12 protein-coding genes and 1 pseudogene are annotated in these 12,177 nt (G+C 55.4%); 9 read left to right on the forward strand and 4 right to left on the reverse strand.

The genetic code is table 11. The annotated features are described in order from the left end of the window. The 3 genes and pseudogenes from B2R17_RS08855 to B2R17_RS08865 all read left to right on the forward strand — a co-directional run. A pseudogene (locus B2R17_RS08855) lies at window positions 1-707 on the forward strand (hypothetical protein); the annotation flags it as partial. Then, window positions 704-1,804, forward strand: a complete 1,101-nt coding sequence (locus tag B2R17_RS08860) for an ABC transporter ATP-binding protein (protein WP_286763701.1) — start codon at window positions 704-706, stop codon at window positions 1,802-1,804. The pseudogene B2R17_RS08855 and the gene B2R17_RS08860, both read left to right, overlap by 4 nt. After that, window positions 1,801-2,805 (forward strand): class I SAM-dependent methyltransferase, encoded by a 1,005-nt coding sequence (locus tag B2R17_RS08865; RefSeq protein ID WP_286763702.1) that lies wholly within the window; start codon window positions 1,801-1,803, stop codon window positions 2,803-2,805. The genes B2R17_RS08860 and B2R17_RS08865 overlap by 4 nt, the downstream gene beginning before the upstream one ends. Window positions 2,806-2,814: 9 nt before the next feature. On the opposite strand, the gene B2R17_RS08870 is transcribed toward B2R17_RS08865, so the two are convergent. After that, window positions 2,815-3,615 carry a DUF1559 domain-containing protein gene (locus B2R17_RS08870; protein WP_286763703.1) on the reverse strand — a complete coding sequence of 267 codons (801 nt, stop codon included), beginning with the start codon at window positions 3,613-3,615 and terminating at the stop codon, window positions 2,815-2,817. 175 nt (window positions 3,616-3,790) lie between these two features. On the opposite strand from B2R17_RS08870, the gene B2R17_RS08875 reads away from it, so the two are divergent. After that, on the forward strand, window positions 3,791-5,383 hold the full coding sequence (locus B2R17_RS08875; protein WP_286763704.1) for an ABC transporter permease: 1,593 nt from the start codon (window positions 3,791-3,793) through the stop codon (window positions 5,381-5,383). Window positions 5,384-5,434: 51 nt separating this feature from the next. On the opposite strand, the gene B2R17_RS08880 is transcribed toward B2R17_RS08875, so the two are convergent. Beyond that, window positions 5,435-6,874, reverse strand: a complete 1,440-nt coding sequence (locus B2R17_RS08880; RefSeq protein WP_286763705.1) for an FAD/NAD(P)-binding protein — start codon at window positions 6,872-6,874, stop codon at window positions 5,435-5,437. 217 nt (window positions 6,875-7,091) lie between these two features. Between B2R17_RS08880 and B2R17_RS08885 the strand changes: the two genes are divergently transcribed. The 4 genes from B2R17_RS08885 (at window position 7,092) to B2R17_RS08900 (ending at window position 9,942) form a co-directional block, all read left to right on the forward strand. Beyond that, entirely contained in the window at window positions 7,092-7,604 is a 513-nt protein-coding gene (locus B2R17_RS08885) for a MarR family winged helix-turn-helix transcriptional regulator (RefSeq protein WP_286763743.1), read from the forward strand. Window positions 7,605-7,673: 69 nt separating this feature from the next. Continuing rightward, window positions 7,674-9,125, forward strand: coding sequence for a YeiH family protein (locus B2R17_RS08890; RefSeq protein ID WP_286763706.1), 1,452 nt, complete (start codon window positions 7,674-7,676; stop codon window positions 9,123-9,125). Continuing rightward, window positions 9,122-9,373: a hypothetical protein gene (locus B2R17_RS08895; protein WP_286763707.1), complete on the forward strand. Its 252-nt coding sequence runs from the start codon at window positions 9,122-9,124 to the stop codon at window positions 9,371-9,373. Before B2R17_RS08890 ends, B2R17_RS08895 begins: the two co-directional genes overlap by 4 nt. 92 nt (window positions 9,374-9,465) lie before the next feature. Continuing rightward, on the forward strand, window positions 9,466-9,942 hold the full coding sequence (locus B2R17_RS08900; protein ID WP_286763708.1) for a GNAT family N-acetyltransferase: 477 nt from the start codon (window positions 9,466-9,468) through the stop codon (window positions 9,940-9,942). Window positions 9,943-9,993: 51 nt separating this feature from the next. Here the strand turns inward: B2R17_RS08900 and B2R17_RS08905 are convergent, their stop codons facing one another. Both B2R17_RS08905 and B2R17_RS08910 read right to left on the reverse strand, forming a co-directional pair. Continuing rightward, window positions 9,994-10,851 (reverse strand): pirin family protein, encoded by an 858-nt coding sequence (locus tag B2R17_RS08905; protein ID WP_286763709.1) that lies wholly within the window; start codon window positions 10,849-10,851, stop codon window positions 9,994-9,996. Between the two features lie 79 nt (window positions 10,852-10,930). After that, on the reverse strand, window positions 10,931-11,122 hold the full coding sequence (locus B2R17_RS08910) for a hypothetical protein (RefSeq protein WP_039963739.1): 192 nt from the start codon (window positions 11,120-11,122) through the stop codon (window positions 10,931-10,933). Between the two features lie 691 nt (window positions 11,123-11,813). On the opposite strand from B2R17_RS08910, the gene B2R17_RS08915 reads away from it, so the two are divergent. Continuing rightward, a partial coding sequence (locus tag B2R17_RS08915; protein WP_414707270.1) for a sulfatase-like hydrolase/transferase occupies window positions 11,814-12,177 on the forward strand: 364 nt, incomplete at its 3' end.

The following is a 12,177-nucleotide window of genomic DNA, read 5'->3' on the forward strand; positions in this document are numbered from 1 at the left end:
CGCGGTTCCCGGGCGACGCGTCAGTCACGCTGCTTTTGGACAATGAAGAAACCAGCTGGGAAGACCGAATCCAGCAACGGTTCGATCCACGCGGACGAGTCGTCGTCACCGAAGATGAAATTCGTTTATCGAGCCGCTTGCTTCCCAGTCGTCAACAACGCCAGTTCGTGGTCGAACAACCCCGCGACCAATTTGGCACGGTCCGCATCACGAAATCTGAACCAGAAGCCGTCAAACGAGTCAGCGTGGAAGTCAAGAACGATTGCGAGCTGAACCTGCAGGGGATCTTGGTCCGCGATCAAGACGGAATGTTCTTCATGGCCGAAGACGTGAGCCCAGGCGAGACAGCTCGTGCCGAACTACTGACCATGCTCGAAGCTTCGAAGTTGATGGGCGATTGGTACAAACGCCAATGGTTGGTGAACTCGAAAACGAACCGTCAATCCGATACGGCAGATCGACAAATGCGACGTCGCATGATGAGTGAGACTTTCGATGTCATCAACAAAGTTCGATCGACTCTCGCGATGACGTCCGCTCCGTCCGACGGCGTGTTTGAGTACGAGCTTCAACAACGCATGCAGCTGGGCAAATCATTGCCCAATCGCTCTTACATCGCGCTTGCTGATTTGTCCAACGACGTCCCCGCGATCGATGGCATCTCCATCGAAAACAGCATCCACTTCGTGATGGGAGACCTGCCATGAGCACGACTTCGCAAGAATCTCAATCGGCGGCTCAACCGACCGGCACGGCGACCCGCAACCAGGTCTCAGCCGGAGTCCACGCGGGCACAGCGGATTGCATCGAACTCCGCCGATTGCATCGCTATTTTGGCAAAACCCATGCGGTCCATGACATCTCGTTCTCGGTTCGCCGAGGACATGTGTTTGGCTACATCGGCCCCAATGGTGCTGGCAAAACAACATCGATGCGAATCCTCGCGACGTTGGATTTGCCCAGTTTTGGCGATGCGTTTGTTGACGGATTTTCGGTCGTCAATGATCCCGAATTGGTCCGTAGCCGGCTCGGTTTCATGCCCGACAGCTTTGGCACTTATCGCGACGTCAACTGTGAAGAGTACCTGGACTTCTTCGCTCGTGCCTACGGTTTGACCGGCCGTGATCGTACACGTCGTTTGCGTGAAGTGCTGGAATTCACCGGCACGATGGGCATGAAAGACAAACCAATTCGTGGCTTGAGCAAAGGCATGAAGCAACGCCTATGTCTCGGACGAGCCCTGGTCCACGACCCCGCCGTTTTGATTCTGGATGAGCCCGCAGCCGGACTGGATCCTCGCGCCCGGATTCAGCTGCGACAAATGATTCGACAATTGGCCAATCGCGGCAAAACCGTTTTGATCAGCAGCCACATCCTGACGGAACTCGCAGAGATGTGTGACAGTGTCGGCATCATCGAACAAGGTCAACTGTTGGCGACGGGCAGCGTTGAAGACATCCAACGTCAACGAGCGCAACACCGCGAACTCACACTGCGAGTGCTCGAACGTGCAAACGACGCCGCCGATCTGATTCGCAACCACCTGGCCGAAAACTCTTCCAAATCAAACGGCGCTCCCGTCGAAAATCAGTCTTCCGAAACCGACGAACAATCCTTGCCGCCCGCATCCCAAGTCGTCGTTGATGGCGAACTGGTACGCTTTGAATTCGAAGGCGACGTTCGCGATCAAGCCAATCTGATTGCTTGGCTGGTCGGACAAGGCTTCCTCATCGCCGAAGTTGCCGCTCACAAGAAAAGCCTCGAGGACGTTTTCCTGCAGGTCACCGAGGGATTGGTTCAATGAGCGACTTCTTTACTCCGCCCAAACCCGTCACTCCCCTGCCCTCGCCCGAGTCCACCGCTCGACAGAGCGAGGAGTTCGCCGCGAGACTTCGCAAACGTGCCAAACACCTTCGTCGTTGGCCCACGAAACAAGACATCACGTGCTTCCGGCTTTACGAACGCGACGTCCCCGAGGTGCCTTTGGTTGTCGATCGATACGAAGACCATTTGCACATTGGTGAATTCGAACGTCCCCACGATCGCAGCGACGATGAGCACACCGTGTGGCTGGAACACATGGTCAAGGTCGCTGCCAAAACACTGGACGTGCCACGTTCCAAGGTCTTCTTCAAACAACGCAAACGCCAACGCGGAACGGCCCAGCACGAAACCGTGGCGAGCCGACACTACCAGATCGAAGCCAAAGAAGGCGGCTTGAAATTTCAGGTCAACTTGTCGGACTACATCGACACCGGTTTGTTTCTCGATCACCGCATCACCAGATCGATGGTTCGTGATGAAGTCGCCGGCAAACGATTCCTCAATCTGTTCGCCTACACGGGCTCGTTCACGGTTTATGCCGCTGATGGTGCGGCCGCATCCACGACCACGGTGGATTTGTCGAACACATATTTAACTTGGGCGAAAGAAAACATGCGTCTGAACGGGTTCGAAAGCGACTCGCACGAATACATTGCTGAAGACGCGATGACGTTTATCAAGAACCTTCCCGCCACCGCAGTTTTCGATGTAGCCGTCGTCGATCCTCCCACCTTCAGTAATAGCAAACGCACTCAAAAAGACTGGGTCGTGCAAGACGATTACAAGGATCTGATTCAGCAAACTCTCAAACACATCGCTCGAGACGGTGTCGTTTACTTCTCAACCAATTTCCGACAATTCCAAATGGACGAATCCGCTTTCCCGGGTGCCAAAGTCCACGAAATCAGCCGGCAAACCGTGCCCGAAGACTTCCGCAATCGACGCATTCACCGGTGCTGGCGAATCACGCGAACCAACTGACGGAGACCGTCACCGGCCAACAATATCCTCGCCTCCGTCTTTCGTTACCAATGCTTCCAAGAGACCAACTTCGATGGAATTGGTGATGAACTTGACGGCACCGTCGCCAAAAACAATGTGTCCTCCGCCCTGGTGAGAATCGTCTTCAGAAAGTTCCAGCAAAGTTTGCATATCTATGTCTTCGGGGCTCATCCAATGAACCTCATTTTGATGTTCGGTTTCGACAAACAAGATGGTGCTGGCCAAACCATCGGTCGCCTGACCGAACTTGGTTGAGATCGCCCCCTCGAACATGCCCGAAGGATCCACAACTGCAACGTAGGAGGTCATCAACGGATCGCCCACCTTGGAAGGACAGGCATAGGCAGACACCGCGGTCGATGCCACCACCGTGTTCTCAGGTGCGTCCCAAGGTTTGGACAAATCAATCTGCTGATACAAAGCGTTCTGCCCCATGAAAGGCAGAATCGCTACCCGCCAACTGTGCAGTTTGTTGCCATTTTCATCGACCGAGTACGCGGGCGGCAATTGATTGTAAGCGGAATGGTAATTGTGCAACGCCAGCCCGATCTGCTTCATGTTGTTGCTGCAACTCATTCGGCGAGCCGCCTCACGTGCTGCCTGCACCGCAGGAAGCGTGATTCCCACCACGATGCCACCGCAGACAAGCAATCCCACGAACGCGAGCCCTAAGAGAGGAGCGATCACGCACCCAGAATTGAAACCGCTCTGTCCCACCACTTGCGCCTCAACTGGCGCCGTTTCAGCGTAGGGATTTTCAGAAACGAGTGGATCAGGCGAATCGGACATGGTGATCTCGTTGTGGAAGAACGGGCAAGCACCCCAAATTGACGAGCGTCCTCATCTTACCCTTCTCGCGAGCGGTGTGCTGAACGAGGGAGCATCGGCGTGAACCACCTCGCGACGGAGCAAAACCCGGTATCATTCAGGACGCAAATTTTCCTTTTCTTCGATTGAACATCGCATGAGCACCGCATCAATATCGGAACCGAGTGCATCCCTTCGCGAGAACTCCGCGTCGTGGTTGCTGCGTTTGGATGAGTGGGCCGCTCGGACGGGCGACAAACTCAATCCGATTCTGATCAAAGAAACTCGCCAAGCTCTCAAGAGCCGGCAGTTCGTTGTCACGTTCTCGGTGCTGTTGGTCGCCGCGTTTGCTTGGACTGTGATCGGCAGCCTGATGCTGATGCCCCAGATCTACACGTCGCCGTCGGCACCTCGATTGTTAATTGGCTACTACTTCGTGCTCGCCGTGCCGATGCTGTTGATCGTCCCGCTAGCAGCCTACCGATCTCTCGAAGCAGAAATCGATGACGGGACGCTAGAACTGCTTTCAATCACTTCGCTGAGTGCCTGGCAAATCGTGATGGGCAAACTGGCCAGTGCGTCGCTGCAAATGATGCTGTACCTGATCACGCTGTTTCCCTGCGTGGCTTACGCTTACACCCTGCGCGGCATCGACTTGCCCACGGTGGGATTGATCATGACGATGCTGATTGCCAGCGGCTTACTGCTAACCGTCGTCGCCTTGTCGTTTGCGCCGCTCGCTCGCGGTCGCACCGGACGCATCTCAACGTTGCTCGTGGTGTTGATGGTATTGTTGCTTTGCGAGTACTTGGTTGGTGCCGGTGCGGTGGCACTGATTCTCTATGGCAATCCGCTCAACGCCGGTTGGACGTCGTTCCTTTTGGTCGGCAGCCTGCTCACCGCGATTTGCTTCAGCCATCTGCTGCTGACAACCACCGCCGCGCAGCTCACTCCCGAAAGCGAAAATCGATCCAGTGGAATTCGTTGGTCGATTTTGGTTCTCACCGCGACCTTGATCGGGTTGGCAACCTTCACGATGGAGTGGAACCCGGGCGATTCCCAAGAAGGATTGATCCTGTGGTTTCCGGTTGCGATGATTCTGGCAGGAGTCTGGACCGGAGCGGGAGCCATGATGGCGGCGGAATCCAGCAGCCTGACGCCGCGAATCCAACGGGAACTACCCGGCAACTTCCTCAGCCGGTTGACGCTCACGTTTCTGACGCCCGGGCCCGCAACGGGTTTGGTATTTGCCAGCTTGGGCTCGATCCTCGTTGCAGCCGTGTTGCTGGCCGCTGCCTACCGAGCCGAATCAGTTGTGGGAACGCCGATGCCTGGCGGTGCGATGACATCCCTTTATCACTTGGTCATCGCCTACACGTCTTACCTGGTGATCTTTTTGTTCTGCGTTCGTTGGATCGTCGCGCTGGTCCGAATCAACAACAACCCGCGAGTCGAAATTGGTTTGGCCGCCTTCATCGTGGTCGCCGTCCTTGCCGCACTGGTTCCCTACGCGATTGGACTGCACCTGAACGACTATCGCCAATACGACTATTCGGCGTGGCAAATCACCAACTGGGTTTGGACCATTGGCATGATCATCGATCGAAGCGTGTCCGATCTTTTGATTGGTGCCTTGGGTATTTGCGGCCTGATCGCTCTGTTGCTGTCAATCGCCACCGTTGGTCGACGTTCACTGGCAATCAAGACCGCGACTCCCGAAGCCGTCTTGGCTGCCCGGGAAAAGAAGTGAGCATAAGGTTCGTCCTGACGAAGTTCCGAGTTAAACCAACGTGAGGTCCAATCAGATGCAGTACTCGGTCGTGTCCGGACTGGATACGGCGACGGGCTCTTGATGCAGGATGGACTGAGCGACCAAGTACGCTTGCTGCCGCAGTTCAGGAACGGCGATGCTCTCCCACAACGTGCCCTTCAGAATCGGACCGATCGCGTACATGAATGGCGTCGGCGTGTCGTCTTTCCCAACCACGGTGAAGTCGTCCGTCACTGCGATTCCCATGTCCATCTCATCCGGTTGAGCCAAACCTCGCTCGAACAAGTTGCGATACAACGGCAATGCCGAATCAGAGAACCGAGACTTGGGCCCCGTGCAATTGATCACCAAATCGCCTTCGATTCGATCGGACGATCCGTCTCGGTTGACCATTTGAATCTCGATCCCGTGCTCACCCGACGCCAGCGATTCAATCGTTGCGGGCGTGATGGTCAACTGACCACAGTCGAGAGCATCCGTGATGGCATCGTGAATGGGTCCCGCGATGCGGTGGCGAATCACATTCCAATCCGCCGAATACTTCTTCAGGAACAACGTGCGTTCCTCCAGCGACAATGCTTTCCACAACTGTTGCGTTCGACCTCGCAACTTGTCGACCGCGATCGCCGGGTTTTGACTGACGCCACGCAGTCGCTCACAATCGGAGCGAATCAATTTCACCAGCTCTTTCAGCGAACGCGTTTGTCCATCATCCGGGACCGCATGCGGCCATTCGATGCCTCGGAAATGACGTTGCGGCAACATGCCATTTCGCGAAATCGCGGTGATCTTTCCGTTCCAGCCTTTGTTGCGAAGCGTCACGATCACATCGACCGCGGTCAGCCCCGTCCCCAGGATTACGATGTGCTGGTCTTCACTTGGAAGGTTCTCGTGCCAGTCCTTCCATGGATTGCCACAATAGCGTCGGTCGTTGGCGAGCTTCTTCGCACCGGGCAAACCAGCCGGCGGTTGGTTGCCGGTCGCCAGCAAAATCGATTCCGCTTCGATCGGCTCACCCTTTTCCAGCATCACCACGCCGCCCTGGTTCGAACCAGGCTCAACGCCACGCGGAATGACATCCACGGCAGAATCTTCCACAACTTCGCACTGCACATGCGATCGAGGGTCGGCCGTTCCCAAGTAGTGCGCCGCCATCCCACGGATGTAATCACCAAAGATTCGACGAGGAATGAACGTCTCACGAAGCGTGTGGTCATCGATCGCATCGAATTCCGAGCGTGAACGCAGCCACTCGAAAAAGTGTGTCGGTTGATCCGGGAACGCGGACATATTCCGAGCGGCGACATTCAACAGATGCTCGCCGCGTGTCGTTCCATACGCGGTCCCCCGACCGAATGGACGTCCGGAGTTGACGATTACAACTCGCTGAGGTGACGTGGCGAAGCGGGCAAGGTTGACGGCGGCCAGCGTTCCGCTGAATCCACCACCGATAATGGCCGTGGTTGGCATGACGACAAATCGATTGAAAAGGAGTGAGCGTGAGGTGTCTGATCGACACACGCGGTTAGCAAGAAGTTTGCGGGGAGGCTGGATATCACCCTCTGGCAAATCGATGGGAAACCGAATGCATAAGAGCTTGATACGCAAATACTTTATCGGTAAAGTATTCGTGCGTCAACTGATCTTTCCTTCCGCTGCCTTTGCAAACTTCCCTTCGGCTTCACCGATGAACGATCTGTCCAAAGAACTTCACCGCTGCCAACCTTTCGCGAGCATTGATCAAGAAGCCGTTCTCAGTCTCGTGCGCACTGGCGACCAACTCGACAATCATTTGGCACGTTTCTTCCGACAACACGACATGACCTTCTCGCAGTACAACCTGCTTCGGATCTTGGACATGGAGGATCGACCGTTGACGTGCAGCGAAATTGGCGAGCGTTTGGTCCAAGTCGTTCCAGCCGTCACGGCGATCGTTGATCGACTGCTCAAACGCGATCTCGTCACGCGAGAACGATCCGAAACCGATCGCCGCACGGTCTATGTTGCGATCACCAAGGAAGGTCGCAAACTGGTCACACCCATCGTTGAACATCTTCGCGAACTCGAACACGAAGTCATGAGCGAGCTGAAACGCCGCGAACAAAAGGAACTGATCCGACTGCTGCAACTGGTGCGAACCAGCATGAACAAAGCGGTTGAACGCCGCACCAGCGAATCGCTTTCCAGTTCCGGCCTCTGATACCGCTCAGCATCGCGCTTCCCTTTCTCCTTATCGTTTCCCCTCCCCTCCCACCTGCCTCTCCCGCCAATGAACTCCAACACACCTTCCACCGAAAACAGCGACACTGAACTCGCTGGTGACGACTCCACCCTCGCCACCCCACCTCCGCGGCCGAGTCTTTGGAAAGACATGACGACCAACGAAGACTGGTGGGCAATTTGGTGCGCCGCGTTGCTGCTGCTGATCGCCTTCGCGGCAGTCTGGATCGGCCAACCCGAGGGCCTTAGCGAAAGCATCGCGGCGGGCGAATCGGTGAGCGTAACCAGCCCGCTCAAGCCTTACCTTGCCAAACCCGGCAAGTGGACCGACAACCCGCTCGATGCCATCTCATCGAGCTGGCAGGGCATCCTTGGCGTCTTTCTCGTCATTTCGGCCCTCTTCGCCTTCGCCAACCAAATGCGAGGCAAATCCGCCTCGGCATTCTTGGCTGCTTTCCCTGTCGTATTCCTATTGGCAACGCTGGCTTATTGGATGTCAGGCCAAAGTGTGGTCAAAGCCTACAACCTTGAATACGCGTTATGGGCCTTGCTGGTCGGATTGATCATCAGCAATACCGTCGGCACACCTGACTTCCTACGCCCTGCAATTTCAACCGAGTTTTTCATCAAGACCGGCTTGGTTTTGCTTGGTGCCGAAGTCCTGATGAGCCGCTTGCTGGCGTTGGGATTGCCCGGCGTGTTCGTTGCCTGGTTGGTCACTCCCGTTGTCTTGATCACGACGTATTGGTTCGGCCAAAAGATCCTGAAGATCAAATCCAAATCACTCAACATGGTGATCTCGGCTGACATGTCCGTGTGCGGTGTTTCTGCTGCGATCGCGACAGCAGCGGCGTGTAAAGCCAAGAAAGAAGAACTGTCTCTTTCGATCGGTTTGTCGCTTGGTTTCACCGTCATCATGATGGCAGTGATGCCGGCTGTGATCACCGCCATGGGAATTGACCCTATCCTCGGCGGTGCATGGTTGGGCGGCACGATTGACTCCACCGGTGCCGTGGCAGCCGCCGGCGCGGTGTTGGGTGACGAAGCACTCGAGGTCGCCGCCACGGTCAAGATGATTCAAAACATTTTGATCGGCGTGACCGCGTTCTGCGTGGCCATCTACTGGGTCACGTTTGTCGAACGAGATCCGGCCGGCCCAAGGATCGGGATCTCCGAAATCTGGTATCGCTTCCCAAAATTCGTGCTCGGTTTCGTCTCGATGTCGATCCTGTTTTCAATCCTGTATTCCTACATGACCAACGGTCCCGAACTCATCAATGCGATGATCGGCGGCTCCACCAAAACGCTTCGTGGATGGTTCTTCTGCCTCGCGTTCGTCAGCATCGGACTGGAAACCAATTTCCGGCAATTGCTGCCACAACTGAAGGGCGGCAAGCCGCTTGTCCTGTACGTGTGCGGTCAATCACTCAACTTGGTTTTAACGTTGGTCGTCGCCTACTTGATGTTCAAAGTCGTCTTTGCCGACACGGTGGCTCCATGAGCGTCAACGAACGTTGCTACCGAATCGGTGCATTTGCCGGACTGATCGCATTGCTTTCGGTCATTTGGCTGGTAGTCCTTCCCACTTATGCTCGCCAGCCCAAAATGCAGCAGCATTTGAAATGGCTCGACGACCAAGGCATCGATCCCAGTGCGATGTACTACACCGAACTGGAGGTCATGGAAGACATCCTCGCCAAGCAACGGCTGGCAGAACTTCGCCAGAAGAGCGACGGTTCCAGCCGATAGCTTTGCCATCGTGGCAAGAAATCAAACAAAGGCCGAACCTTCATGGCTCGGCCTTTGTCTCTCCGGCCGTATCGCAATGAAGCCGATCTTCAATGCCACCGACGCTTGCAACCATCCACGGAATGAATCCAGTGATACGCAGCTACGAATCCACCGACCTAGACGAATTGCTGGACGTTTGGACGTCAGCCTCAAAAGTGGCTCATCCATTTCTTAGCCCCGAGTTTCTCGCTCAAGAACGCGAAAACATTCCGGCGATCTATCTGCCCAATGCGGAAACTTGGGTCTACGAATTGGACGGGGCCGTTGTCGGATTCATCGCCTTGCTAGGCAACGAAGTCGGCGCGATCTTCGTTGATCCAACGTATCAAAAACGCGGGATTGGCCGACAATTGATGGACCACGCCGTTTTGGTTCGCGGTGACTTGGAACTGGATGTGTTTGTCGACAACCCTATCGGCCGCGGCTTTTACGAACACTACGGCTTCGTCTCACTGGAGCAGAAGCTCCACGAGCCATCCGGACACTCCGTCTTTCGTCTGCGATACGAAACCGCTTCGACCGCTTGACGCAAGTTACTTCTAAGCGATCGCATCAATCGCCCTGGCCAAACAAGTCTTTCAGTCCAAGTGGCCCATTTTCCCCGCTTGGTAGTCCGCGATGGCGGCTCGGATTTCTTCGCGAGTGTTCATCACGAATGGCCCCTGCCCCACAACGGGCTCGCCAAGTGGTTCGCCGGTCATCAACAAGACGCGGGATTCAGACTTCGCTTCCAAAACCACTGCGTCGCCAGAGCGTTCCAACAACGCTAGCTCAACCGCTTGGATTGAACTCTCGTTGACTTGGACCTTTCCTCTTTGAACGATCACAACGCACGTGTGTCCAGAGGGAACCGTCAGCGTTGTCGCTGCTTTGCCGGTGAGCTGAACATCCCACAAGTTGATGGGTGAGAACGTACTGGCCGGCCCCTCCGCATCCCCAAATTGCCCCGCAATCACACGAACCGTTCCGGCATCGTCTGGCAACACAACTCGAGGGAACTGGTCGTCACGCAGATCTTGATACTTCGGCGGTGCGGTCTTGTCGGTCGATCGCAGGTTCACCCATAGCTGAACCATCTCCAAAGTCCCGCCTTCGTTCGCGAACCGACGACTGTGGAATTCTTCGTGTACGACGCCAGAGGCCGCCGTCATCCACTGCACATCGCCGGGGCCGATTGCACCTCGGCTGCCACTGGAATCTCGGTGCTCGAGTTCACCCTGGTAGAGAATCGTCACGGTCTCGAAACCACGATGTGGATGTTCACCCACACCGCGTTTCGCTTCGTCGGGTGCAAAGTCATGCGGCCCGGCATAGTCCAGCAACAAGAACGGATCGAACTCGTTCCCACTGGAATACGAGAACAAACTTCGAACCGGGAAACCATCGCCCACCCAGTGTTGCGGTACGTCCCGAATGACTCGCTGAACCGTTTTCATTGCACTTACCCCGCGTGAGAGTTCCGAACTCCTCTCCTTCTACGCCAGATCCGACGCGGCAACAAGCGTCCGAATTTACTCAGGTGAAGTCACCTCGCTCGTTGCCTTCATCGTCGTATCGAATGAACGCAAAGTACACGAACGACACCGGCAGGCACGGCAGCAGTAGCAGGTAGTACCAGGAAATAAAGAACGCAAACGCGAAAATGATCGATACAAAAATCATCCAGACGATTTTCGTGTCACGCCATAAACCTCGAAACTGTTCCATCGATTCACTTCGTTTGCTTGGCGTTGGTGGGGAGCTTCCGCCAGCCAATCCGGCTGGTCTGCAATTCCGATGATCAATTTGCCAAGGGTGACATCGGGTAGAGCATCTCTTTTTCTACATTCAAATCGATCGCGATACGACTGCGATGCGAGCAACACGTCCGATAAACCAATCCACTGCGCCGCCGCAAAAACGATTCGCGTCAAGACATTATGCCTTCCAAAGACGTGAATGGGCATGCGTGGTCATTCGGATGCGACGTTCTGTCCCGAACCTCAAAGCAAATGCATTGACTTTGGACCGGACACTTCAAACGTATCGCCAAATCGAGCCAGCAACCGCCAACCTCTTTTCAAAGATGACGTCGCACCACAAACGTTGGCGTTCCGGCGACGAATGCGAAACAAAACCTGCTGGGTGGAGATCCTACGTAGACCGACAAAAGGATTCCCAATTCCATATCGTTTAACAGTCTTTGCCCACAGCGTCAGGACTTCGCATCACCGACTCGAGGACGAACGTGCGCGTTCAAATCGATCGACTTGGAAAAAACAACTCACCTCGCATGAAATCTCAGTGAACCCAGTTGAACGAGCTGGGTGATTCGCGAAGAATGACGCGGGTTGCCAAATGCACCCTTCTCTGTCCCGACTTCTTTCGGAGCCAACCGATGTCCGTTGTTTCAAGACTCGTGCTCATAGCGGCAGCTGTCCTGCCCGCACTGTCGCTGCAAGCCCAAGACAAGCCCAACATCGTCGTCATTTGGGGTGACGACATCGGCGTGCACAACATCAGCGCCTACAACCATGGTGTGATGGGTTATAAGACGCCCAGCATCGATAGCCTCGCCAAAGAAGGCGCGATGTTCACCGATGCTTATGCTCAACAAAGCTGCACCGCTGGACGAGCCTCCTTCATCCTTGGCCAGCACCCATTCCGCACTGGATTGCTGACCATCGGCATGCCAGGAAGTGAACACGGGATTCCCGATTGGACACCAACCATCGCCGATGTGTTGAAAGAGCAAGGCTACACCACCGGCCAATTCGGAAAGT

Source organism: Rhodopirellula sp. UBA1907 (assembly GCF_002337565.1).
Taxonomy (GTDB): domain Bacteria; phylum Planctomycetota; class Planctomycetia; order Pirellulales; family Pirellulaceae; genus Rhodopirellula; species Rhodopirellula europaea.